The organism is Streptomyces sp. NPDC032745, from assembly GCF_055579465.1.
On sequence record NZ_JBVING010000013.1, the window covers coordinates 181,005 to 203,657 of the forward strand.

A 22,653-nucleotide genomic window follows, 5' to 3' on the forward strand; every position below is an offset into this window, starting at 1 on the left:
GGCCGGTCCGGCGTAGGGCCGTCACCGGGCCCACGGCAGCACGCGGGTGCCCTCGGTGCCGGGCACGGAGACCACGCCGTCCGCGCGCATGGCGACGTGGGCCTCGGCCGCCTGCGGGGCGTGGACCCGGCGGAGCACTTCCGGCGGGAGGACGAGGGTCCGGCCGGCGGCGACCTTCTCGGTGCGGCCCTCACAGGTGACCTCGAGGACGCCCGAGGTCACCGTCCAGACCTGTTCGCGGCTGACGGAGTGCTCGGGGCCGCTCCGGCCCGCCTCCATCGCGACGGTCCAGGTACTGAGTTCCGTACTCCCGCGGCTGGGAGCGGCCAGGCCGGTCATGCGTGCGTTCGGGGACTCGATGACGTTCTCGGCGGTGGGGGTGATCACGAGCATGGCGGGGTCCTCCTCGGTCTGTGCGGGCTCGCCGGGTATGGCCCATTCGACGAGCTGGACGACGATTCCGTTCGGGTCGGTCAGCTGGAACAGCCGCTCGCCCCAGGGTTCTTCGCGCAGCGGCATGGTGACCGGGGCTCCGGCCTCGCGCAGGCGCCGCTCCTCGGCTTCGATGCCGGTGACGGTCAGCGCGAAGATCAGGCCCGTGGCCTGCCGGTCACGCTGCTCGGGCGGCAGCACTTCGCTGCCGCGGCGCAGTAGCACGATGTCGGCGGCGTCGTCGCCGCGGGTCAGGGACGCGAAGCCGTCGGCGGCTATGGCGACCGCATAGCCGAGGTGCGTGCAGAAGAAGTCGCGGGAGGCGGCCACGTCGGCGACGGTGAGGGACAGGGTGGAGGCGGTCACGTTCAAGGTGTCTCCTGCCAGGTTGGCCGCGCCGGGTCCGGGTGCTGCATCGCGTGTACGGGTGCTCAGCTGGCGCTGCTCTCGTCGGCGGCCTTCGTGTAGGTGAGGATGAGGTTGCCGCTGCTCTCGAACACGTGGCTGTCCGTGAGGCGGAAGGTGTGCGGCGAGAAGTCGGCGCGGAAGAGCGGGATGCCGGCGCCGGCCACGACCGGGTACTGCTTGACGATCAGCTCGTCGATCTCGGGGAGCAGCTGGCCGGCCAGGTCGGCGCCGCCGCAGAGCCAGATCCCGAGCCCGTCCTCCTGCTTGAGCTTGCGGACCAGGGCGACCGGGTCCTCGGCGGTCACCTCGACGGCCGGGTCCGGGCTGGTGGTGAACGAGCGGGAGAGCACGATCTGCCGCAGGTGGGCGTACGGGTTGCTGAGGCCGGCGGGCAGGCCCGGGGCGTAGGTGGCGCGGCCCATGAGCACGGTGTCGAAGCGGGTGTTGGGCGCGTCCGCGACACCGAAGGCCGCACGGCCCGCGGTCGGGAGGGCGTCCGCGTACTCGGCGGCCAAGTGCGGGACGTAGTCCTCGGTGAGGTGCGCCATGAGGAAGTCGAAGCTGCCGTCGGGGGCGGCGATGAAGCCGTCGATGCTGGCGCCGACGAAGTAGGTGAGCTTGCGCATCCGGTTCCGTTCACTCGGGATAATTTTGCGATGAACGTAACTTTATGCTGGGCCACTTCGATCGGTCAAGCATAATTTTGCGATGGATGTAAGATTTCCCCATGGCTACCGAGATGGGGCTCCGTGAGTCCAAGAAGCAGGAGACCAGGCAGCTGATCTCCGACTGCGCGACCAGGCTCTTCATCGAGCAGGGCTTCGAGCAGACCACCATCGCCGAGATCGCCGCGGCCGCACGCGTGGCCAAGAAGACGGTGACCAACTACTTCGCCCGTAAGGAAGACCTGGCCCTCGACCACCACGAGGCGTTCACCGAGGGCCTGGCCCGGACCGTCGCCGAACGCGGGCCCGGCGAAGAGCCGCTCACCGCCCTGGGACGGACGTTCCGCACCGCCCTGCTGGAGCACAACCCCGTCGTCGGCTTCACCGGCCCCGCCTTCGCCCGCATGGTCGCCGACAGCCCCACGCTCACCGCCCGGCTGCGCGAATTGCACGACCAGCGGGAGGCGGCGCTCGCCGCCGCCCTGACGGCCGCAGCCCCGGACCACGCCCCGGCCATCGCGCCCCGGGCCGCCGCCGCCCTGATCGCCGCAGCGGACCGGCTGCTCTTCCGGCGCATCCAGGAGCTCACCCTGGCCGGCTGCACCGACGACCTGATCGAGGCCACGCTGCTCCCGGAGACCGACCTCCTCCGCGCCATGCTCGGCGCCGCCCTGGGCACCACCCCACCGTCCTGACCTCGCAACTTCTCCGCGGACCGGAGCCTGCGCCGCGCTGCGGGCGTTCCCTGTCACACGCCTGTGACAGTCGGCGGACACCGTCGTGAAGGTACGGGCGCAGGATCTTAAACAGAACAAACCGGACATTCAGGTACATGTCCAACTGCTTCCGAGGGCGCGAGCAGAGATGACCGATCCGATCCGTCGGAGGGAAATCCCATGAGCCTCACCCTCACCACCCCGCAGACCGAGACCACCGCCCTCGCCCTCGCCCCCCGCGAGCAGGAGGCACTGGGCCACATCGCCGCCGGCCGCACCTACCTGCAGACGGCCCGCCACATGGGACTCTCCAAGCACACCGTCGACGCCTACCTCCGCCGCATCCGCGCCAAGCTGGGCATCAACAGCACCGCCGAGCTCACCCGACTGGCCATCTCCATGGGTCTGTGACCTCCTGAACGAAGACGGGAGCGGCTGAACAGAAACGGGAGCGGCATGACGGGTGGCGAGCGCACGGTCTCTTTGGTCACCGGCGGCAACAGGGGTATCGGACGGGAAGTGTGCCGGCAGCTCGGCGCGCTGGGGCACACCGTCCTGCTGACCGCTCGTTCCCTGCCCGCTGCCGCAGAGGCTGCGGCGGAGCTCCGCGCCGAGGGAGGGGACGTCCACCCGATGGCCCTCGACGTGCGGGACCGGGCGAGTGCCGGGCGGGCCGCGCGCGAGACCGGTGAACGCTTCGGGCGGCTCGACGTTCTGGTCAACAATGCGGCCATCGCGTACGACACCTGGCAGCGCGCCGCCACGGCCGACCTCGACGTGGTCGCCGAGGCCGCCGACACCAACCTCTACGGCCCCTGGCGCACCACGCAGGCCTTCCTCCCGCTGCTGCGGGCCGGCCGGCACGGGCGGATCGTCAATGTCAGCAGCGAAGCCGCGTCCTTGGCGAGCATGGGCGGCGGGACCCCTGCCTACACCGCCTCCAAGGCCGCCCTGAACGCCCTCACCCGCATGCTCTCGGCCGAGCTGCGCGGCGACGGGATCCTGGTCAACTCCGTCTGTCCCGGCTGGGTCGCGACCGACATGGGCGGCCCGGGCGGCCGTCCCGTACGGGAGGGGGCGGCGGGGATCGTATGGGCCGCCACCATCCCGGACTCCGGGCCCACCGGTGGCTTCTTCCGCGACGGCCGTCCGCTGCCCTGGTAAGCCGCCCGGCGGGTGGCGGCTCAGGCCCGCGCGGCCTCGGCCGCCACCGGCCGGACCCGGGTCAGCATCAGGTGCAGGAACCGGTCCGGGTGGCGGAACGACGCGAAGTGGCTCGCCTCCTCGATCAGCGCGAACTCCTTGACCGGGGCCTCGACCTCGTCGAAGAACGCCCGGGCGCGCCCGGCCGGGGTGATGACGTCCCGGTCGCCCTGGAAGATGAAGAACGGCAGCTCGAAGCGGGTGCCGTCGGACCGGTCGTCGAACGCTGCCAGCGTGGGGGTGAGCTGCGCGGAGAACTTCATGCCCGCGAAGTACCGACCCAGCTCGCGCAGCGAGTGCAGCGGCGAGAACCACAGCGACCCCAGCACGACCCTCTTGAGGGTGTCGAGCGTCAGGGGGTCGGAGGCCACGGTCAGCTTGTCGTACGTGGCCCGCTGGTCGGCGGTCAGGCGGTGCGGGTCGCTGCCCATCTCCGCCACCGCGGCGGCGTCCTTGTCCTTGCCGGCGGCGCGCAGCCGGGCCAGGAGCGCCTCGTGGACGGAGGTGTCGCGGCCGGCGTCCAGGATGTTCTGGTCGGTGCCGACGTAGGCGCAGTACAGCTCGGGGTGACTGCGGGCCAGGCGCAGGCCGAAGACGCTGCCGAGCGAGCTCCCGACCAGGACGACCCGGTCCGCGCCGAGCCGCTCGCGGGCGTACCGGGTGACCTCGAGGGCGTCCTCGTACAGCCGGGCGAAGCTCATCTCGCCCTGGCCTCCGGGGCCGGAGCGGCCGAAGGTCTTGCCCGCGCCGCGCATGTCCCAGCGCACGACCGTGAAGTGTTCCTCCCAGGACCGGGTGCGCGCGGCGAAGATCGAGTGGGAGGCACCGGGTCCGCCGTGGATCTCGACCACCACCGGGTTGGCCGTGTCCTCGCCGCGGATCGAGATCCACTGCTCGATGCCGCCGATCCGGACGAAGCGCTGTTCGTCGATGCCGCGCGGGCTGTCGATGCACAGGAGCCGGGCGTTGCCGGCGCGGCGCACGGCGCGGTGGCCCAGCAGGCCGGCGACGGGCGTCGCGAGGAGGACGGCGGAGGCGGTGAGGACAGCGGCGAGCATGGCGACTCCTCTGGACTGCGAGAGAACTGTGTACGCGGTAAGCGATTTCGTTTATGTTATATACAGTTCCAGGGCGTGCCGTCAACAGGTCCGGTACGCAGCGATGCGAGGAGCGGGGCCGCATGGCCAGGAGCAGGGACGATAAGCGGGATCCGGCGGTCAGCCTGGCGCTCCTGTGGGGCGAGCAGGGGCAGCCCAAGCGCGGCCCGAAGCCCTCGCTGAGCGTCGAGCGCATCGTGGACAGCGCACTCGCCATCGCCGATACGGAAGGGCTGGACGCGCTGTCCATGCAGAGCGTCGCCGCGCGCCTGGGCGTGACCACCATGGCGCTGTACCGCTACGTCCCCGGCAAGGCCGAACTGCTCGACCTGATGGTCGACGCCGCCTTCGGACCGGCTCCCGACGTCACCGACGTGCCGGGGGGCTGGCGTCCGCAGCTGGACGCGTGGGCGCGTGCGTGCTGGGAGGAGTACCGGCGCCGGCCGTGGATGGTGGTCGCCACCGGAATGCGCCGGCAGCTCATGGGGCCCCGTCAGCTGGCCTGGCTCGACTCCGCCTTGACCGCGCTGTCAGGGACGGGGCTCCCGTACGCGCAGCAGCACGCGGCCTTCCTGCTCGTCATCGGGCACGTCCGCAGCCTGGCGCAGCAGCTCGTCGACGACGACGAGGAAGGCCGTCAGGAGTGGAACCGGCTCACGGCGGACGTGTGGAAACGGCACGGCGACCGGTTCCCGGCACTGACCGCGGCCATCGCCGGCGGGGCCTTCACCCCGCACGGCGAAGATCCGCTCGAGTTCGGGCTCGAGCGGATCCTGGACGGTGTCGCCACGCTGATCGGGGGCGGTGGGGAAGAACCTACGAGGCCCAGGCGCCCGGCGCGATGAAGGACGGCCGGGGGCGCAGGGGCAGCTTCTCCACCTGGGCCTGAGCCTGCGGGGGCTGCGCCTGCGGGGCCTGCGCCTCGTGCCGGAGCCGGGAGGCGAGGAGCACGGCCAGAGCCGCGACGTCCTCCGCCGTCGGGTTGCCCTTGGTGATGCGCATCGCCGCCAGTGCCAGGGCGGTCCTGTCGTCGGCGGTCACAGCGGAACGTTCCCGTGCTTGCGGCTCGGCAGCTGGGCGTGCTTGGTGCGCAGCATGTCGAGGGTGGAGATGAGACGCGTACGGGTCTCGGCCGGGTCGATGACGTCGTCGACGAGGCCGCGTTCGGCCGCGTAGTACGGGTGCATCAGCTCGGCCTGGTACTCCTTGATCTTCTGCGCGCGGGTCGCCTCGGGGTCGTCGGAGGCGTTGATCTCGCGGCGGAAGATGACGCTGGCCGCGCCTTCCGCGCCCATGACGGCGATCTCGTTCGAGGGCCAGGCCAGGGCGACGTCCGCGCCGATGGAGCGGGAGTCCATGACGATGTAGGCACCGCCGTAGGCCTTGCGCAGGATGAGGCTGATGCGCGGCACGGTGGCGTTGCAGTACGCGTACAGGAGCTTCGCGCCGTGCCGGATGATGCCGTTGTGCTCCTGATCGACGCCGGGCAGGAAGCCGGGTACGTCGATCAGGGTGACCAGCGGAATGCTGAACGAGTCGCAGAACTGGACGAAGCGGGCCGCCTTCTCGGACGCGTGGATGTCCAGGACGCCCGCGAGGTGGGCCGGCTGGTTGGCGACGATGCCGACGACCTGGCCGCCGAGGCGGGTCAGCGCGCAGACGACGTTCCGGGCCCACTGGGTGTGGACCTCGAAGTAGTCCCCGTGGTCGGCGATCTCCTCGATGACGTCACGGATGTCGTAGCTCTGCGTGGGCTTGCCCGGGACCAGGTCGAACAGGCGCTCGCAGCGCCGGTCCACCGGGTCCTCGAGGTCGCCTGCGGGGGCGGGTTCGCGGTTGTTGGAGGGCAGCAGCGACAGCAGGTGGCGTACGTCCTCGAGGCAGCTCTGCTCGTCGTCGTACGCGAACGCGGCCACGCCCGAGGATCCGACGTGACGGTCGGCGCCGCCGAGGTCCTCCATCGTGACGGATTCACCGGTGACCGCCTGGACGACGTCGGAGCCGGTGATGAACATCTGCGAGGTGCCGCGCACCATGAAGACGAAGTCCGTGAGCGCGGGCGAGTACGCGGCGCCGCCCGCGCAGGGGCCGAGGATGACGGAGATCTGCGGGATGACCCCGGAGTTGCGGACGTTGCGCTGGAAGATGCCGCCGTACCCGGCGAGCGCGGTGACGCCTTCCTGGATACGGGCGCCGGCGCCGTCGCACAGGCCCACGACGGGGGCCCCGACCCCCTCGGCCAGGTCCATCAGCTTGTGGATCTTCTCGGCGTGGGCCTCGCCCAGCGCGCCGCCGAAGATGCGGAAGTCGTGGGCGTACGCGAAGACCGTACGGCCGTGGACCTTGCCCCAGCCGGTGACGACTCCGTCCGTGTAGGGCTTCTTGTCCTCCAGGCCGAAGCCGGTGGCGCGGTGCCGGCGGAGCTGCTCGACCTCGTTGAACGTACCTTCGTCGAACAGGAGCCCGATGCGTTCGCGGGCGGTCAGCTTGCCCTTGGCGTGCTGGGCGGCGGTGGCTCGTTCGCCGGGGCCGGCCTCGGCCAGCGCGCGTACGGCGTGCAGTTCCGCCGTGCGCTCGCGCAGGGACGCGAAGCGGACGCCGTCCTCCTGGTGACGGGCGGAAGGCGAAGGAGTGAGCCCGTCGTCCGGTGCGAGCACGCTCTCCAGTGGTCTTTCCTCGACGATGCTCATACGGGCCCTTTCGACGCAGAGGCACCGGGTCCGGCCGGTGTCTCGTCGTCCAGCATCGACCGCGGTGCTACAGCCCGGCTCGAGTTCCGTACGGGGCCGCCCGCGCCGCAGGCGGGGCGGGGGCCGGACATGCCTGTGCCCCGCTGCCCGGGCGTGGGTGTTCGGGCAGCGGGGCAAGAGGAGCGGCATGCTCCCGGCCGGGGGGTTGACCGGTGGCCGGCCGCAGGACCGACTCTCCTCCGGAGAACTCGGACCCGCCTACAGCGGTGGTGTGGCAGCGGTGGTGCCGCTGCCGGTCAGGCCCGCTCGAGGAGACCTGCCACCGTCGTCAGGAAGCCCTCGTCGAGCATCGTGGCGACGGCGGTGTCGCGCGAGGCGCCCAGGCCGGTGTCGTGGCAGGCGACGCTGACCAGGTAGCGGTCGAGTACCGGGTACGTGCCGAACGCCCACTCACCGCGGGCCGCGGGGGTGCCGTCCGGGGCGAGCAGGCCCGCGTCGCCCCCGCTGCCGGTCGCGAAGCCGAACTCCGAGAAGCCCAGCCGCAGTCCCTGGCCGAGCGCCTTGGTGTAGGCCTCCTTCAGGGTCCACAGCCGCAGCATCGCCGCGGACTGCTCCGCCTCGGGCAGCGCCGCGAGTTCGGCCTGCTCCCCGGCGGTGAGCACCTGGTCCTGCAGGAGGCTCAAGGAGAGCCTGCGGTCGACGGGTTCGGTGTCGATGCCGATCCTGCCGATGCGGCTGATGCCGACGGCGATCAGGTCGTCGGTGTGGGTCAGGCTGACGTCGATCTGGTCGAAGCCGCGCAGGTACGGGCGGCCGCCGATCTTGTACGCGAGGTCCAGGTCGGCGGGGTCGACGCCGAGCGCGGCCGCCGCCGTGTACTTGACCGCCAGCCGGGAGGCGACGAAGCGGTACCGGATCGTCGGGTCGACGGTCTGCCGGTAGCGCAGCCAGTCCCGGCCGAGCAGCGGGCGCAGCGCGGGTTCCGCGAGCGCCGCGGGGAGCCACTCGCCCCAGGTGGTGAACACCGAGGCGTTCCCGCGCAGGGCCATGCCGTCCCCCACCTCCTGCCAGGGACCGGCCGGCCCGGTGACGTGGACCGGAGTGGTGATGCGCTGTGCGTCGTCCGTCATCGGGCTGTCCTTCCCTGGTGCTGGATGTGCTGGGTGTCCTGGATGTACCGGACGGGAAACACGGGATGCCGGGCTGCCGTGCCGAGGCGGGGCGGCTGGGTCACTGCGCGAGTTCCGTCGCGTCGAGGTCGCAGCTGCGGCCCGAGCGGTAGCGGCGCATCAGCTCCTCCAGCACCTGCTCGAGGCAGCCGTCGGGCAGATCGGGCACCGGGATGCCGAGCCGGCCGCCGATCCGGGAGAGCGCGAGTACCGCCCAGGCCGGGGAGGCCAGGAAAGGATCGCTGCCGTCCTGGCCCTCCCAGGTGCCGAGGACCGAGGCGGCCGCGAGGACCAGGGCGTAGCGGTCGCTGAGCACGCACAGGGCGGGGTCGGACAGGGCGGCGGCGGTGCCGTGGGCGGGGATGGCCCGGCAGCGTTCGCGCAGGGCGCGCAGTTCGGTGACGAACCCCTCGGCGAGGTCGGCGAGGACGGCCAGCTGGCCCCCGACCCCGCGTACCCCGGCCAGCCGCGCGGCGGACTCGACCAGCGAGGCGGCGAGGAAGTCGCCGCCGTCGGCGATGCCGAGGAGCCGGTAGTCGAGGGCGGGCAGGGCGGCCCCGGTGCGGAACAGCTCGGGCGGCGGCTCCTCCTCGCGGAACCACGCCCGTTCGGCGAGGGTGCGCAGCTGGGGGACGATCACGGCCTGGCAGGCGGCGGTGCCCGCGTGCCCGAGACCGGCCACGGGCAGATCGCGGCCGAGCTTGTCGAGGGCGCCGTACGCGGGGGTGCCGCGCTGGTAGCCGCGGGAGCCGAGGACGGTGGCGAGTTCCTCGAGGTCCTCCCGCAGCAGGTCGGGGACCACGTACTTGACGGCGGCGGCGAGCACATGGGTGCGCTCGGGCAGCAGGCTCAGGGCCCGCAGGGCGACGGTGGCCATGCTGTCGCAGGCGAGCATGTCGGCGAAGACCCCGGCGAGCGGCTTGTGCCAGCGGCGGGCCAGGGGACGGCTGCGGCCGGTGGTCGCGGCCCGTACGGCGGAGTGCAGGACGGTGTCGACGGCCGCGACGGCGGTCGAGGCGATGACGCAGCGGTTGACCTGGTACGTGCGCAGGGCGAGGGCCACTCCTTCGCCGGGGCGGCCGACGAGCGCATCGCCGGGGACGGCGCAGTCGGTGAACTCCAGCCCGGAGAACAGGTTGCCGCGCATGCCGGTGGTGGGGACGCGGGGCAGGTGGTTGATGCCGCGGAGTTCGGCCGGGTCCACGAGCAGCACGGAGTGGCTGTACGGAGTGCGGGCCGGGTCGGTGCGCGCGTAGACGACGTACGCCTGGGCGCGGGCGGCGTTGATGATGACGTCCTTGCGGCCGTTGAGCTCGTAGCCGCCGCCCGGTGCGGCGCCGGCGGTGAACTCGTCGCGCAGGATGTCGTTCGCGTGCGCCATCTCGTGGTGGACGATCGAGGCGCGGCCGCCGCCGAGCAGCATGTCGGCGGTGAACCTGCGCTGGGTCTCGGTGCCTGCCGCCCAGACGGCGGAGGTGGCGAAGAGCGAGGTGATGCCGAAACCGAAGCCGAGGGCGAGGTCCCGGCGGAAGACCGGGCGCAGCACCTTGGCCAGGTGGTCGGCGCGGGTGAGCCGGCCGCCGTACTCGGCGGGCACGAACTCGGCTCCGAGGCCGGCCTCGGTGAGCAGCTGCTCGGTGGCCTCGGGCGGTTCGCGCCGCTCGTCGGCGGCGAAGAGGGCGCCCAGACCGTGCGGGTTGGCAGGGTCGTACGGGTCGCCGAGCTGTGCCTCGAGCCGGGCCGCGCGGCGCAGCGGGGCGATGGGCTCGGCATGTCTGGTGGCGGGGTCCGCGTGGATCTCGGTGGTGGCCATGGTCGCGGGATCAGCTCCTTCGTCGCGGGACTCGCCGTTGCTGGTGGTCCGGGGCTGGTCCGTCCGTGTGCACGGGTGTCTGAGCAGCCTCGGGGGAGCGGGGGTGCGTTTCCGCGTCGTTCGGTGCGTGCCGTCGGCGTGCCGGACGAAGGTCTGGTAGCCGGGCTACGCGGGCCTTCGGCCGGTGCGGCGAGAGTGCGTGCCGGGCGACGTGGGAACGTGCTCCCACTTCCCCGAGGATGCTCAGCCTCACGGGGGTCGCTCGACAGTCGCTCGAGCCTTCGTACAGCCGGGCACGTGAGTTGCCGGAAGCCGCCGGGGGCGGCGGCTTCCGGCAGGCGAACCGCCTCAGGCCGGCGGCGTGGCCTCGGCGAAGACCCTGGGCCAGGAGATCGGGTGGCCGTGGTCGTGGAGGCGGCCGAGAGAGGCCAGCACGGAGTCCACTTCGCTGCCGAGGGCGGTGCTTCGCGCGTCGGGTCCGCAGGGGTGGGTGCGGTGGAATCCGGCGGCTTCGAGGGCGCTCTGCGCGGCCGCGGGCGAGGGTGTTGCACGGGCCTGGCGCAGGAAGTATTCGGCGGTGAGGGTCCGCTCACCGGTGCGGGGACCGAGCAGGTCGCCGGTCGTCGCGCAGATCAGGGTGAGGTCGGGTGCGTTGATGCGGCAGCCCTTGGCCACCCGGAGGAACCGCTTCTCGGAGGCGGCGCGGGTCTTGTGCGGTGCATCGCAGGTGGCGAGCCGTCCGCGGGCGGCCACGAGGCGCGCCGCGTCGTCCAGGTCGAGTACGCCGGCCAGGTACGCCGCGGAGATCTCGCCCGCCGCGTGTCCCGCCACGGCCCGCGCCTCCATGCCCCAGGTCTCCCATACCCGGAACAGGGCGACCTGGTAGGCGAACAGGGCGGGCTGGGCGAACGCGTCGTCCCGGATCAGGGCGGCGTCCACCCCCTCCCGGGGGGCGAACACAACGGCGGCCAGCGGCAGGGGCAGCCAGAGGTCCAGAGCCTCGGCGACTTCGTTCCACGCCATGGCGAAGGCGCGGAAGGTGCCGTAGAGGTCCCGGCCGAGGCCGGGCAGCAGCGGGCCGTGAGCGGTGAACAGGACGGCCTGGTCCGCCGCCCCGCCCGCCGGGGCACCGGGTGCAGGACCGGCCCGGTCGGCCGGGCGTGGAGCGGAGGAGCAGCGTCCTGCGGCCCTCGGCGGCGCGGCGTCCGGTCCTGCGAGCAGGCTGCCCGAGGAGCGCTCATCGGACACCGGGCACCGCCTCCGTGGTCGCGCGGCGGCCCTTCGGGGCAGGGCACTCGTTGGTGTCACGGTGCGCGGTCGGCTTGTTGAGGAAGGTCACCATGGTCGCTCTCCTCGGGTCTGCTCGGGGTGTCGGGCAGCGGAGTGCCGCTGCCCGGGGTGACGACTGCTGTGCACACGGTCCGCGGTGGGGCTCAAGGAATCTTCGAACGCCGCTCGAGAAGTCCCGCAGGAACGGCACGGGGCCGACGGACCGGAGCGTGCCACGGCCGCGCGGCCGGACCGGGGCGCCGCTCCGGTCCGCGCTCCGGTGCAAGCTCCGGTGCAACGCGCCGGTTCGGGCGGCTTCGGCCCCGGCTTCGGGCCGCCGGCCCCGACGAGGGCCGCGCCACGCCGCCCGGCGCGCTCAGCCGGGCTGGCCGGCCGCGGCCTCCAGGGTGCGCGCGAGGTCGCGCACGGAGGCGGAACTCCCGTCCGCCGTGCCCGCGATGGCCACGAGCGGAGGCAGCCAGCCGTGGGCGGCGATGCGCTGCGCCACCTCGTACGCGACGCTCCCGCCTCCGGAGAAGCAGCCGAGGAGCAGCGGTTCGCCGGCCGCGAGCGCGGGTCGCACCGCGGCCAGGCAGGCCGCCGTATCGGTCGGGGCGGTGACCGTGGTGAGCGCCTCCGGGCCCGGATAGGCCTGTACGAGGGCGTCGTAGCAGGCTTCGGGTGCGGCCGGCGGCGGTACGAGCAGGATCGTGCCGGCGTCGGGCCGCGCGGCCGCGCGCAGCGTGAGCAGACCGCCGCCGGGCGGGACCGGGGCGGGCGCCACGGGCCCGGGCAGCGGCAGGCCGGCCAGGGTCTGCAGGACCTCCCCGACGCTGGTCGTTCCGTCGACGGACACCGGGAACTCGCGCAGCAGCCGCGCGGTGCGGGCGAGGGCCGCGGCCGCTTCGGGATCCGCGATGCGGGTCCGGTCGTTGACCGCCGTCAGCAGCAGGGCGCCCTCGGCGTCGTGGTACGCGCCGATGGCGATGGGCTGGGGCGTGTGCGGGCCCACGGCCTGCGGGAGGTCCACCCGAACGCCCTCGGCGTCGAGGTCGGTCCAGAGCGGGTCCCGGCCGTCCGGGGCGGGCGGCGGGCCCTGCGGGGCCTCGAAGGCGACGATCGAGTCCGTGAGTTCGTCGGGGACGGCCCGCCCGCTCCACTGGTGGACCTGGCCCGCCGAGACCCATTCGTACGCGGCCGCGCCCAGGGCCCGGTCGCGCAGGTCGGCCAGCAGCCGCTCCATCGGGGCCTCGGGGTCCACGTCGACGTGGACGGGCAGCGCGCCCCGCAGCGGGGCCGGGATGGTCGCGGCGCCCTCCAGGGCGATACCGCGGCCCGAGACGGCCATGCCGAACGCGACGGGCGCGGGCGCCGGGCCCGATCCGCCGTCCCGGTACAGCAGCAGCGCCCAGGCCGCGTGCAGCGCCGTGCTCTCGGTGGCGCCGAGCCCGGCGGCCCAGTCCCGCAGCCGGGCGGCCTCGTACGGGGTCAGCCGCTGGCGCGCGAGCCCGTGGCCCCAGCGGGCCCTGTCGCCGGCGGGCAGCCCGGCCGCGGTCGGGCCGGGCAGGGTGCGGGAGCCGGCCGGGGGCGTGGCGGTGGACCAGAAGTCGCGGGGCGGGGTGAGGTCCTGGTCGCCCAGCCAGCGCAGGTGGTCGCGCACATCGGGGCGGCGCTCGCCGCCGGTGGTACGCCCCTCGGCCAGGTAGGCGCGGTAGAAGGCGCGCAGCAGCAGGCGCACGCTCCAGCCGTCGAGCATGGCGTGGTGGTAGGTGAGGACGATGCGGGTCGGCCCGGCGGGTCCGGCCTTCTCGTCCAGGAGCGCGATGCGCAGTAGTCCGGGTCGGTGCAGGTCGAAGGCGCGCAGCCGCTCGCTCACCAGCAGGGAGTGCCAGTCGGCGGATCCGTGGTGGTGGCGGACGAGCTGCGGTGAGGCCTGCCGGTGCACGGCGACGCGTGGGGCGGTCCCGGGGCCGTCCGTGCGGGCGCGGTCGGTGAACGCGGCGCGCAGCACGGGCTCCTGCAGGAAGACGGCCTGCCAGGCGGCGTGGAACCGCCCGGTGTCCAGCGGTCCGTACCAGCGCCAGTGCAGCTGCTCGACGTGCAGCCCGGCGCCGGGCCTGCCGACGAGGACGTCGAGGAGTACGTCCCGCTGGCGCGCGCTCGCGGGGAGTCCGCCCAGGGGATGCACGGCCGGACTGCCGAAGGGGCCGGGTGCGTCCTGCCCGCCTGCCTCCTGCGGGGCCAGGCTCTCCCACGCGGCCCGCGACGCCTTCGCCTGCGCGGGCGTCTGCCGCGGCCGGGCTCCGGGGGCGGTCAGCAGGTCGGCCACCGTGCCGGCCGGGGAGTGCTGCGGGGGCAGGTGCAGGGTGTGGTGCGTCGCCGTGTGGCGGCGCAGGGTCGGGGTGCCCGAGGGCAGCGCGGCGAGGGCCGCCGCGAGGGCGTCCTGATCGAGGGGACCGCGCAGGTCCAGCGCCGGGGCGAAGCCGGGCGCGATGACCACGGTCATGGCGACGTTCATCCACTCCCCCTCGTCTCGGCGCTCGCCGGGGCGGCGTCACAGTTCAAAGGGGTCGAGTATGCGTGGCACGCCCACGTTTCGCTGACGCGCCGCTGACACGCCGCCGGAGTCCCGCCGGAGCGCCGCGGGGCCGGGGGCGGCCGACGCTACTTCGATCACTTTCCTAGAGCCTGCGGATGGCGGTCTCCGCGTACCGCTTGGCGAGGTTGAGGGTGGCGGTGCTGTTGCGGCCGAGCGCCTCGCGTACGTACGTCCTGGCCTGTGCGAGGTCCGCGCCGGGGCCCAGGACCCGCTCGACGGCCTCCTCCCGCAGCAGCACGCTGTGCTGGGAGACCGCGGTGACCCCGGTCTCGTCGGGGATCAACGACCACTCGCCGGCGTGCGCGGTCATCAGGGCCGGGGTGGTGGTCTGCTTGTAGACGATGCGGCCCGCGTGCGGGAAGCACACCCGGACGGACTCCGTGGTGTGCACCGCTCCGTCGGACGTCACGGTGTCCATGCTCAGCAGCTGGACGCCGGGCTCGTCCTCGGTGACGGCGACGCGGGAGACGTGGGGGACGCGCTCCGGCCAGTCGGCGACCGCGTAGAGGAACTGGTAGACCAGGTCGGCCGGTCCGTCGATGCGTACGGAGTCCTCGAAGGACAGCAGCAGGCCGTCGAGCCGGGTCCAGCGCTCCGCGGCATCCTTCAGCTGCGCCAGCTCGGCACGGCTGTTGGTGTCCGTCGCCTCCTTGGTCCAGTCGACGTCCGCGGGCCGGTCGCCGGCGACCGCGAAGTCGTGCAGCAGCGTCAGCCGCGAACGGTCGGCGCCCCGCGGCTCCACGATCCAGCTGCCGCCCATCGCGACGACGGGGGCGGCGGGGACCTCCTGGCGGAAGTCGATCCGCAGCCGGGGCGCGTCCAGGGTGCGGCGCGAGAGCCAGGACCTGACGCTTCCGTTCGCGGTGACCCACATGTGGAACCGGTCCTGGGAGCCGTCGAAGTCGAGCCGCTCGACGTGGATGCTGGGCGGAATGAACAGCGGCCACTGCGTCGTGTCCGCGATCAGACCGTAGACCACGCCCGCGGGCGCGTTCACATCCACGGCATAGGACGTCCGGTGCACTTGCTGGACAGACATCGCCACACCCTTCCCTCACACTTGGTCCAGATTCTGTCCGCGACCGCCGGAGTCCGGCTCGAGACAGCCTGGAGCCTCAGCTCGCGAGCGCCGACTCCGCGTGCTGCTTGGCGTACGTCATGGTCGCGGTGCTGTTGCGGCCCAGCGCCTGGCGGACGTACCTGCGGGCGGCCGCGAGGTCGGCGGAGGGGCCCAGCACCCGGGTGACGGCCTCCTCGCGCAGTACGACGCTGTGCTGCGAGGTGACCGTCGAGCCGTACGCGCCGCCGGTGACCGTCCACACGCCGGTGTGGGCCGACATCAGCGCCGGGGTGCGGGTCTGCTTGTAGACGATGCGGCCGGCCGCCGGGAAACACACCCGCACCGATTCGGTCGTGTGCGCGGACCCGTCGGCGGTGAGCGTGTCCATGGCCATGACCTGGACGCCGGGCAGCTCGTCGGGCTCGGTGAGCTCCAGGCGCGAGACGTGCGGCAGCAGCTCCGGCCACTGTTCGGCCCGCTCCAGGAACGCGTAGACCAGCTCCGGCGGGGCGTCCACGTCGACGCGGTCCTCGAAGGACATCACGAGTTCGTCGAGCTTGCCCCAGCGCTCGCCCAGCTGGGCCAGGTTCGCCAGCTCCGCACGGCTGTTGGTGTCGGTGGCGCGCTCGACCCACTCCACGTCCTGCGCCCGGTCGCCCTCGACCGAGAAGTCGTGCAGCAGCGTCAGTTTCGAGCGGTCGGCGCCCAGCGAGTCGACGATCCAGGTGCCGGTCATCGCCGACAGCGGGGCCGCGGGGATCTCCTGCCGGAACTCGATGCGCCGCGCCGCCGCGTCGAGCACCCGGCGCGAGGTCCAGGATTTGACCTGGCCGTTCGCCGTCGCCCACATCCGCAGCCGCTCCTGTACGCCGTCGAACGCCAGGCGCTCCACGTGCACGTTGGGCGGGAAGTACAGCGGCCACTGCACGGCGTCCGCGATCATTCCGTAGACCACGCCCGCGGGGGCGGCCACCTCGGTCTCGTGCACGGTACGGTGCACCCGCTCGGCCGCCATCAGAAGTTCCCCAGTCCGCCGCAGACGTTCAGCGCCTGCGCGGTGACGGACGCGGCGAGGTCCGTCGTCAGGTAGCCGACCATGGCCGCCACCTCCTCCGGGGTCGCGTAGCGCCCCAGCGGGATCTTCGCCTCGAACTGCTCCTGCACGTCCTCGGTCGTGGTGTCCCAGGCCGCCGCGTAGCCGGCCCGTACGCGCTGCGCCATCGGCGTCTCCACGTAGCCGGGGCACACCGCGTTGACCGTGATCCCGGCCGGGGCGAGCTCCTTGCCGAGGGCCTTGGTGAAGCCGACGACGGCGTGCTTGGACGCCGAGTACGGGGCGCCCAGCAGGACGCCCTGCTTGCCCGCCGTGGAGGCGATGTTGATGATCCGGCCGTAGGAGGCCCCGGCCAGGCCGCCGTGCTTGAGCACCTCCCGGGTCAGCAGGAAGACGCTGTTCAGGTTGGTGTCGATGACGTCGTACCAGAGCTCGTCGCTGATGTCGGCGGTCGGACCGCCGCCGCTGCGCCCGGCGTTGTTGACCAGGACGGAGATCGGGCCGAACTCGGCGACCGCGGCGGCCACCAGCTCCGCGATCGCCTCGCGGGAGCGGACGTCGGCGGCCAGGCCCGAGACCTCCAGGCCCTCGGCGCGCAGCTCCTCGACGGTCTGCTCGACGGTTTCCGCGGTCCGCGCGCACAGGAACACCCGGTGCCCGCGCCGGGCCAGGTCACGTACGACCGCCAGGCCGATGCCGCTCGTGCCGCCGGTGACCAGGGCGACCGGCTTCTCCGGCGCCGCCTGCGGCTGCGCTGACGGTGTTGTCGGTGTCATCAACGTGTCCCCTCCAGTACCCGTGCTGAGGTCTCGACCGTGTCGCGGAGCTCTGGAGAGGCGGTGGAAGCAGGGTCGAGGAGCGGTACCGAGGCGCGCGCTTCGCAGGATGCGGCCGCTGCCCCGGCCGGCACCGGCGGCGCGGACACCCGGGGTGCGCGGACCGCATCGCGGATCACGTCGGGCAGCGCGGCGGCCGCGCCCAGCGGAGCAAGGGCCCGTGCGAGCCCGCGCCGGGTCAGCTCCGTCCCGCTCGCGGCGATGTAGCCGTCGGGCCGGATCAGCACCCAGCCGCCCGGCCCGAGGTCCAGCGAGCGCCGCAGCAGCCCGTTCGGGTCGGGCAGCGGGGCGGGCCCGCCGCCGAGGCCGTCGCCCGCGGTCCGCACCGACAGCCACGTGCCGTGTGCGGCAGCGGCGGACGCCGCGATCCGTCCCGCTTCGCCGGGCTCCTCCTGCGCCGCCCACACCAGGGACCAGCGGGTGTCGCGCAGTTCGGCGCGCAGCGCCTCGGAGCCGGGGTCGTCCGGGTGCCGGCCGGCGGCAGCGGCGGCACGCGAGCCCGCAGGCACCGCCATCAGCGGGTCGGCCGTGGTCAGCGGGGACTCGGGGTAGGACAGCAGCAGCCCGGACATGCCGCCGAGCACCTTGCGCTGGATGGCCCGGCGCAGCGGCCCGATGTTGCGTACGAAGGTGAAGGCGACGGGCAGCCCCACGCCGGCCAGGGTGTTCTTGAACTGGACCAGGAAGGTGGCCTTGCGGACCGAGCCCAGCAGCTTCTTGCCGATCGGGACGCGCTCCTGCCCGTACGTGGCGAGCAGTTCCCGGCCCGCCTGCCCCAGCGCGGCCATGGCGAGCTTCCAGGCGAGGTTGTAGGCCTCCTGGATGCCGGTGTTCATGCCCTGTCCGGAGGCGGGGCTGTGCACGTGGGCGGCGTCGCCCGCCACGAAGCAGCGGCCGTCGTGCATGCGGGGCACCATGCGCTGCTGGAAGGTGAAGACGGAGGTCCAGTCGGGTTCGCCGACCTGCACCGGGCGGCCGAGCCCGGTGCTGAGCTTCTCCGAGAAGCGCTCGGCGGCCTCGCGCGGAGTCTCCGACCGGCCGGCGGGGGCGGTGTCGAGCAGCCGCCAGTACCCCTCGCGCTGGTACGGGACCATCATCATGGCCTGGCTGCCGGTGTGGGCCCAGTAGATGGTGTCGGGCGGCAGGTCGAGGGAGACGGCCGCGTCGGCCAGCGCCCAGGTCTCGCTGGACTCACCGAGCAGCGGGAGCCCGAGCTGCTTGCGCACCGTGCTGTGGCCGCCGTCGCAGCCGACCAGCCAGGGCACCTCGTACTCCTCGGTGGAGCCGTCGGCATGCTCGAGGCGGGCGCGTACGGTGTCCCGGTCCTGCTCGAGGGAGGTCAGCCGCACGCCCCACTCGACGCGGACGCCGAGCCGTGCGACGGCTTCGCGGAGCACCTCCTCCGTCTCGGTCTGCCCGATGACGAGGGTGTACGGGAACCGGGTGGGCATCGAGCGGTAGTCCGCCTCGAGCCGGACCAGGCGGCGGCCGCGCGCGAACATCGTGAAGGCCCGGTTCTTGCGGCCCCGGGCCAGCAGCCCGTCCACGAGACCCATCTGGTCGAACGTCTCGAGCGTACGCGGGTGGACGGCCACCGCACGGCTGGTGGGGGCCGGGCCGGGGGCGCCGTCCACGACGCGCACGGACAGTCCTCGGCGCGCCAGTTCATGGGCGGCGGTCAGGCCCACCGGGCCCGCCCCCACCACGAGCACGCGGGGGGACCCGGCCGCGGGTGATGTACCGGCGTTCGTCGCCACAGTGGTCGCTCCTCTGGTCGTACGGGATGTGGTGCGCGGGCCGTGCGGGCGGGGCGGTCTCACGCCGCCGCCGTCTCCGCCTCGGACCGGGTGCGCAGGCTGTGGCGCAGGGTGCGCCGCTCGGGCTTGCCGACGTGGTTGCGCGGCACGGCGTCGATCACTTCGACGCGGCGGATCTGCTCGAACCAGTTCAGGCTCCCGTTGGCGCGCTCCACGACGGAGTCGATGACGTCGAGGAGGCCGGGGGCGGTCGGGTCGCGCAGCACGATGCCGGTCCAGACGACCGCGCCGTGGACCGGGTCGGGCCAGCCCGCCACGATGCACTCGGCGACGCGCGGGTCGGCGCCGACGACCCGTTCGACGGCGGTGGGCGAGACGAGTTCGTTGTCGTACTTGAAGACGTCGCCGAGGCGGTCGACCAGGAACAGTTCGCCGTCCTCGTTGAGGTAGCCGACGTCTCCGGTGGAGAACCAGCCGTTCTCGTCGACCGGCGAGGGCGCGCTGTTGTCGAGGTAGCCGGACATCAGCTGGGGCCCGCGGACCTGGACCTCGCCGGTGGCGTAGACGTCGAGCGGGGTGCGCGTGCCGACGTGGACGATGCGGCATTCGGTGCCCGGTACGACGGGGCCCACCGAGCCGCTCTTGGGGTGGTGCGGGTCCTGGCAGTGGGAGAGCGGGGAGAGTTCGGCCAGCCCGTAGCCCTGGATGACGGGCACGCCCAGGCTCTCGCGCAGGGCGCGGGCGGCGGTGGGGGACAGGGCGGTGCCGCCGGAGAGGACGGCGGTGAGGCGGCGCCCGGCCGGGAAGTCGTCGGTGAGCCGCTCGTCCTGGGCCAGCACGTGCAGGCGGGCGGGCAGCCCGTAGTAGTGGGTGGCCTCCGCCTGCGCCGCGACGGCGAGGGAGGCGACCGGGTCGGGGTCGGTGCACAGCACCTGGCAGGCGCCCGCGTAGATCCCCGAGTTGAGGTGCATGGTGTGGTAGAGCGGCAGGTGGTTGAGGGTGACCGAGTCGCTGCCGAGGTCGTGCGCGGCGGCGGTCTGGGCGGCGTTCGCCACCAGGTTGCGGTGGGTGAGCCGGACGCCCTTGGGGCGGCCCGTGGTACCGGTCGTGAACTGGATGCACGCGTCGCCGTCGAGGTCGACGACTCCGGGCAGGGCCGTCCGCTCCGGTGCCGAGTCCAGGGCGGCGGCCAGCGGCAGGGCGTCGCCGGGGACGATCCCGTCGGGCGCGTCCGTCACCACGACGGAGCGCAGGTCCGGCAGCTGGTCGCCCAGTTTGATCAGCAGCTCGGCGGTGGCGACCGGCACGAACACCACTTCCACGGCGGCCGTCCGCAGCACGTGGACCAGGCCCGTCTCCTTGATGAGCGGGTTGACCAGCACGACCGTGTTCCCGCTGCGCACCGTCCCGTAGTAGGCGGCTGCGAAGACGGGGTCGAGGACGTTGGCGACGCCGATCCGCGCGCCGCGGCGGCCGCACGTGTGCTCCAGGTAGGAGGCGAAGCGGTCGGCCTGGCTGTCCAGTTCGGCGAAGGTCACCGTGGCCTCCATGCCGGTCCTGGTCGCGGTCCGGATCGCCCGGCCTGCGGGGTCGCGGACCGCCGCCCGGCGCAGCAGGCCGTCCAGCGGGAGTTCCGGGTACACGAATCTCGGCATGGTGCTGTCCTCCTGGCTCCCGAACGGGCGGCCGCGGCTGCGGCGCCACCCCTAGACCCTGTTGGCCCAGCCTGGGCAGGAACGCTTGAGGAGTCTTCGAAGAATGCTCGATCTGCGCCGCAGAAGCTGTCGGGAACCGAAGGAACGGAGTCCCGCGATGACCGCGACGATCGCCACCGAGGCGTCCCCCCGCCCGCCCCAGGGGCGGGAGTTCGGCCTGCTGTACGCGGAGGTCCAGCAGTTCTACTCCCGCCAGATGCAGCTCTTCGACTCCTTCGAGGCCGAGCCGTGGGCGCGGACGTTCACCGAGGACGCCGTCTTCGACGTGCCGACGCTGCCGGCGCCGGTGGTCGGCCGCGCGGCCCTCGCCTCGAACGTCCGGCGCAACGCGGAACTCAAGGCCACCAGCGGCGAGCAGTTCCGGCACTGGCTCGGCATGCTCGACGTGCAGCCGCAGCCGGACGGCTCGCTGCAGACCCGCAGCTACGCGCTGGTGTACCTGACCCCGCGCGGCGGCGAGTCGAAGGTGCACCGGGTGTGCGTGATGGAGGACGTGCTGGTCCACTCGTCCGGCACCTGGCAGGTCTCCCACCGCCTGGTCACCCGCGACGACCTCGCGTGACGGCCCGGCCGGGCCGCGGACCCGCTCGACGGCCGCTCACGGCGGGGTGGGCCGGCCGAGCGGCTTCCCCGAGGCCGCTCAGCCGCGGACGCGCCGGTCGGGCAGGACGGTGAACAGGTCGGTGCGGACCCCTGCCGGGTCGCGCCCGTGGGCGAACCTCCGGGTGATCTTCGCGCCGATCGGGGTGCGTGTGACGATCCCCGCCGCGCGGGCCCGCAGCAGTGCGGCGGCCGGCCGCCCCCCGCCGAGCATCGCCCGGGTCTGTACGACCTGCATCCGGTGCACGGCGGAGGCCGCCGGGGCCCGCCGCTCCTGATAGGCCGCGAGCCGCTGCGCGGTGGGCTCCCCCGCGTGCAGCGCGGCGACGAGTACGGGGTGCAGTGCGGCGGCGTCCTGCAGGGCCAGGTCGATGCCCTGGGCGCCGATCGGCCCGTGCGTGTGCGCACTGTCGCCGAGGAGCACGAGTCCGTCGCGCACCCACTCCCGGGCGTGCGAGGCGGACACGTCGAGCACGGTCAGGTCGGCCATGGAGCCGAGCTGGACGTGCAGCAGGTCGGCGAACTGCGGCAGGATCGCGGCCAGCTCCCGCCGGATGTCACCGATCCCGCGCCCGGCGGTGCGGGCCCGGCCCGGCGGCAGGGCCCAGACCACGCTGATCCGGTCGGGGTGGGTGTCGTGGACCAGGACGGCGCTGTCCGGCCCGCGGTGCACCCGTACGCGCCCGGTGGCCCGGCGCGGTGCGTGCAGCGAGAACCGCACCACGTCGTGGGCGAAGGACGTGCCGCGCCCCGCGTCGATGCCCGCGAGGGCACGGGTCTTGGAGTACCGGCCGTCGGCGCCGACGACCACGGCGGCCCGCACGGTGACCGGCGCCCGGTCGGGGCCGTGGACCACCGCTCCCTCGCACGGGCTGCCGGGACGCTTCTCCAGGAGCGCGGCGATCCGGTGCCCCTCGAGAGCGGTGAAGCCGGGCAGCCTGCGGCAAGCGGCCAGGAGTTCCTGCAGCACGTGCGGCTGCGGGAGGGCGAGCAGGTGGTCGTACGGGGCGGGCAGGCGCCCGTAGTCGATGTCGAGCAGCACCTGCTCGCGTTCCAGGATCTGGACACCTGGCAGGCTCGCCGCCCCGCGGGCCGCGGCTCCGGCGAGGGTGCCGAGCTCGTCCAGGATGCGCTGGCCGCCGGGCTGCAGGAGCTCGCCGTGGAAGTCGCGGCGGAACCCGGTGGAACGCTCGACGAGTGTCACGCGGATGCCGGAACGCAGCAGCATGAGCGTCAGCGCGAGCCCGGCGGGGCCGGCGCCGATGACGCAGACGTCGGTGTCGAGCTCTTCACCCACCGGTTCAGACCGTGGCCCGGGCTGCCAGCACCTCGTTGACCAGGGCGAGGTAGCGGCGCGGGGTGTCCGCGTCGTCGATGCCCTCCTCGTCGAGCACGACGTCGTACTCGCGCTCGATGTATCCGGTGGTCTGCAGGACGGCGAGCGAGTCGTAGCCCAGCTCGAACCAGTTCTGGTCCAGGACGTCGCCGTCGAGGTCGACGCCCTCGTCCTCGCCCGCGCACTCGCGCAGGATGCGCTTCAGGTCGTCGAGTTCCAGCCGTTCCATGCTCT

21 protein-coding genes are annotated in these 22,653 nt (G+C 73.4%); 5 read left to right on the forward strand and 16 right to left on the reverse strand.

All coding sequences use genetic code 11. The annotated features are described in order from the left end of the window. Nucleotides 1-21: 21 nt before the first annotated feature. Together ACZ5WG_RS29380 and ACZ5WG_RS29385 are read right to left on the reverse strand one after the other, a co-directional pair. Nucleotides 22-798, reverse strand: coding sequence for a VOC family protein (locus ACZ5WG_RS29380; protein WP_468727080.1), 777 nt, complete (start codon nt 796-798; stop codon nt 22-24). A 65-nt stretch (nt 799-863) separates the two neighbouring features. Next, nucleotides 864-1,466 carry a dihydrofolate reductase family protein gene (locus ACZ5WG_RS29385; RefSeq protein ID WP_468727082.1) on the reverse strand — a complete coding sequence of 201 codons (603 nt, stop codon included), beginning with the start codon at nt 1,464-1,466 and terminating at the stop codon, nt 864-866. Between the two features lie 113 nt (nt 1,467-1,579). Between ACZ5WG_RS29385 and ACZ5WG_RS29390 the strand changes: the two genes are divergently transcribed. The 3 genes from ACZ5WG_RS29390 (at nt 1,580) to ACZ5WG_RS29400 (ending at nt 3,385) form a co-directional block, all read left to right on the forward strand. Then, on the forward strand, nt 1,580-2,200 hold the full coding sequence (locus tag ACZ5WG_RS29390) for a TetR/AcrR family transcriptional regulator (RefSeq protein WP_468727201.1): 621 nt from the start codon (nt 1,580-1,582) through the stop codon (nt 2,198-2,200). A 201-nt stretch (nt 2,201-2,401) separates the two neighbouring features. Beyond that, nucleotides 2,402-2,632, forward strand: a complete 231-nt coding sequence (locus tag ACZ5WG_RS29395; RefSeq protein WP_468727083.1) for a response regulator transcription factor — start codon at nt 2,402-2,404, stop codon at nt 2,630-2,632. A 45-nt stretch (nt 2,633-2,677) separates the two neighbouring features. Further along, nucleotides 2,678-3,385, forward strand: coding sequence for an SDR family NAD(P)-dependent oxidoreductase (locus tag ACZ5WG_RS29400; protein WP_468727085.1), 708 nt, complete (start codon nt 2,678-2,680; stop codon nt 3,383-3,385). 20 nt (nt 3,386-3,405) lie between these two features. Here the strand turns inward: ACZ5WG_RS29400 and ACZ5WG_RS29405 are convergent, their stop codons facing one another. After that, on the reverse strand, nt 3,406-4,482 hold the full coding sequence (locus ACZ5WG_RS29405; protein ID WP_468727086.1) for an alpha/beta fold hydrolase: 1,077 nt from the start codon (nt 4,480-4,482) through the stop codon (nt 3,406-3,408). Nucleotides 4,483-4,604: 122 nt separating this feature from the next. On the opposite strand from ACZ5WG_RS29405, the gene ACZ5WG_RS29410 reads away from it, so the two are divergent. Next, nucleotides 4,605-5,366 (forward strand): TetR/AcrR family transcriptional regulator, encoded by a 762-nt coding sequence (locus ACZ5WG_RS29410; RefSeq protein WP_468727087.1) that lies wholly within the window; start codon nt 4,605-4,607, stop codon nt 5,364-5,366. On the opposite strand, the gene ACZ5WG_RS29415 is transcribed toward ACZ5WG_RS29410, so the two are convergent. The 11 genes from ACZ5WG_RS29415 to ACZ5WG_RS29465 all read right to left on the reverse strand — a co-directional run bounded on the left by ACZ5WG_RS29415 (nt 5,338) and on the right by ACZ5WG_RS29465 (nt 20,423). Beyond that, entirely contained in the window at nt 5,338-5,562 is a 225-nt protein-coding gene (locus ACZ5WG_RS29415) for an acyl-CoA carboxylase epsilon subunit (RefSeq protein WP_468727089.1), read from the reverse strand. The two genes, ACZ5WG_RS29410 and ACZ5WG_RS29415, sit on opposite strands and share 29 nt — an antisense overlap. Next, nucleotides 5,559-7,211, reverse strand: a complete 1,653-nt coding sequence (locus tag ACZ5WG_RS29420) for an acyl-CoA carboxylase subunit beta (RefSeq protein ID WP_468727090.1) — start codon at nt 7,209-7,211, stop codon at nt 5,559-5,561. Before ACZ5WG_RS29420 ends, ACZ5WG_RS29415 begins: the two co-directional genes overlap by 4 nt. A gap of 296 nt (nt 7,212-7,507) precedes the next feature. After that, a complete protein-coding gene (locus ACZ5WG_RS29425; protein WP_468727092.1) occupies nt 7,508-8,341 on the reverse strand; it encodes a 4'-phosphopantetheinyl transferase family protein in 834 nt (277 codons plus the stop codon). Nucleotides 8,342-8,441: 100 nt separating this feature from the next. Further along, nucleotides 8,442-10,193 carry an acyl-CoA dehydrogenase gene (locus tag ACZ5WG_RS29430; protein WP_468727094.1) on the reverse strand — a complete coding sequence of 584 codons (1,752 nt, stop codon included), beginning with the start codon at nt 10,191-10,193 and terminating at the stop codon, nt 8,442-8,444. Nucleotides 10,194-10,541: 348 nt separating this feature from the next. Then, nucleotides 10,542-11,441, reverse strand: coding sequence for an acyltransferase domain-containing protein (locus ACZ5WG_RS29435; RefSeq protein WP_468727095.1), 900 nt, complete (start codon nt 11,439-11,441; stop codon nt 10,542-10,544). Nucleotides 11,442-11,838: 397 nt separating this feature from the next. Next, nucleotides 11,839-13,980, reverse strand: a complete 2,142-nt coding sequence (locus tag ACZ5WG_RS29440) for a condensation domain-containing protein (RefSeq protein ID WP_468727097.1) — start codon at nt 13,978-13,980, stop codon at nt 11,839-11,841. A gap of 163 nt (nt 13,981-14,143) precedes the next feature. Then, a complete protein-coding gene (locus tag ACZ5WG_RS29445; protein ID WP_468727099.1) occupies nt 14,144-15,100 on the reverse strand; it encodes an aromatase/cyclase in 957 nt (318 codons plus the stop codon). A 76-nt stretch (nt 15,101-15,176) separates the two neighbouring features. After that, a complete protein-coding gene (locus ACZ5WG_RS29450; protein WP_468727100.1) occupies nt 15,177-16,136 on the reverse strand; it encodes an aromatase/cyclase in 960 nt (319 codons plus the stop codon). Beyond that, nucleotides 16,136-16,951 carry a 3-oxoacyl-ACP reductase FabG gene (fabG, locus tag ACZ5WG_RS29455; protein WP_468727102.1) on the reverse strand — a complete coding sequence of 272 codons (816 nt, stop codon included), beginning with the start codon at nt 16,949-16,951 and terminating at the stop codon, nt 16,136-16,138. Before fabG ends, ACZ5WG_RS29450 begins: the two co-directional genes overlap by 1 nt. Continuing rightward, nucleotides 16,951-18,768: an FAD-dependent oxidoreductase gene (locus ACZ5WG_RS29460; protein ID WP_468727103.1), complete on the reverse strand. Its 1,818-nt coding sequence runs from the start codon at nt 18,766-18,768 to the stop codon at nt 16,951-16,953. The genes fabG and ACZ5WG_RS29460 overlap by 1 nt, the downstream gene beginning before the upstream one ends. Nucleotides 18,769-18,827: 59 nt before the next feature. After that, nucleotides 18,828-20,423 carry a class I adenylate-forming enzyme family protein gene (locus ACZ5WG_RS29465; RefSeq protein WP_468727105.1) on the reverse strand — a complete coding sequence of 532 codons (1,596 nt, stop codon included), beginning with the start codon at nt 20,421-20,423 and terminating at the stop codon, nt 18,828-18,830. A 157-nt stretch (nt 20,424-20,580) separates the two neighbouring features. Between ACZ5WG_RS29465 and ACZ5WG_RS29470 the strand changes: the two genes are divergently transcribed. Further along, a complete protein-coding gene (locus tag ACZ5WG_RS29470) occupies nt 20,581-21,045 on the forward strand; it encodes a nuclear transport factor 2 family protein (protein WP_468727106.1) in 465 nt (154 codons plus the stop codon). A gap of 78 nt (nt 21,046-21,123) precedes the next feature. Here the strand turns inward: ACZ5WG_RS29470 and ACZ5WG_RS29475 are convergent, their stop codons facing one another. Beyond that, on the reverse strand, nt 21,124-22,380 hold the full coding sequence (locus ACZ5WG_RS29475) for an FAD-dependent monooxygenase (RefSeq protein WP_468727107.1): 1,257 nt from the start codon (nt 22,378-22,380) through the stop codon (nt 21,124-21,126). A 4-nt stretch (nt 22,381-22,384) separates the two neighbouring features. Next, nucleotides 22,385-22,648, reverse strand: a complete 264-nt coding sequence (locus tag ACZ5WG_RS29480) for an acyl carrier protein (protein WP_468727108.1) — start codon at nt 22,646-22,648, stop codon at nt 22,385-22,387. Nucleotides 22,649-22,653: the final 5 nt, after the last annotated feature.

Coding starts and splice junctions, on each gene's coding strand:
- ACZ5WG_RS29385 (WP_468727082.1), bottom strand. CDS start 1,466: ATGCGCAAGCTCACCTACTTCGTCGGCGCCAGCATCGACGGCTTCATC.
- ACZ5WG_RS29390 (WP_468727201.1), top strand. CDS start 1,580: ATGGGGCTCCGTGAGTCCAAGAAGCAGGAGACCAGGCAGCTGATCTCC.
- ACZ5WG_RS29395 (WP_468727083.1), top strand. CDS start 2,402: ATGAGCCTCACCCTCACCACCCCGCAGACCGAGACCACCGCCCTCGCC.
- ACZ5WG_RS29400 (WP_468727085.1), top strand. CDS start 2,678: ATGACGGGTGGCGAGCGCACGGTCTCTTTGGTCACCGGCGGCAACAGG.
- ACZ5WG_RS29405 (WP_468727086.1), bottom strand. CDS start 4,482: ATGCTCGCCGCTGTCCTCACCGCCTCCGCCGTCCTCCTCGCGACGCCC.
- ACZ5WG_RS29410 (WP_468727087.1), top strand. CDS start 4,605: ATGGCCAGGAGCAGGGACGATAAGCGGGATCCGGCGGTCAGCCTGGCG.
- ACZ5WG_RS29420 (WP_468727090.1), bottom strand. CDS start 7,211: ATGAGCATCGTCGAGGAAAGACCACTGGAGAGCGTGCTCGCACCGGAC.
- ACZ5WG_RS29425 (WP_468727092.1), bottom strand. CDS start 8,341: ATGACGGACGACGCACAGCGCATCACCACTCCGGTCCACGTCACCGGG.
- ACZ5WG_RS29430 (WP_468727094.1), bottom strand. CDS start 10,193: ATGGCCACCACCGAGATCCACGCGGACCCCGCCACCAGACATGCCGAG.
- ACZ5WG_RS29440 (WP_468727097.1), bottom strand. CDS start 13,980: ATGAACGTCGCCATGACCGTGGTCATCGCGCCCGGCTTCGCCCCGGCG.
- ACZ5WG_RS29445 (WP_468727099.1), bottom strand. CDS start 15,100: ATGTCTGTCCAGCAAGTGCACCGGACGTCCTATGCCGTGGATGTGAAC.
- ACZ5WG_RS29450 (WP_468727100.1), bottom strand. CDS start 16,136: ATGGCGGCCGAGCGGGTGCACCGTACCGTGCACGAGACCGAGGTGGCC.
- fabG (WP_468727102.1), bottom strand. CDS start 16,951: ATGACACCGACAACACCGTCAGCGCAGCCGCAGGCGGCGCCGGAGAAG.
- ACZ5WG_RS29465 (WP_468727105.1), bottom strand. CDS start 20,423: ATGCCGAGATTCGTGTACCCGGAACTCCCGCTGGACGGCCTGCTGCGC.
- ACZ5WG_RS29470 (WP_468727106.1), top strand. CDS start 20,581: ATGACCGCGACGATCGCCACCGAGGCGTCCCCCCGCCCGCCCCAGGGG.
- ACZ5WG_RS29480 (WP_468727108.1), bottom strand. CDS start 22,648: ATGGAACGGCTGGAACTCGACGACCTGAAGCGCATCCTGCGCGAGTGC.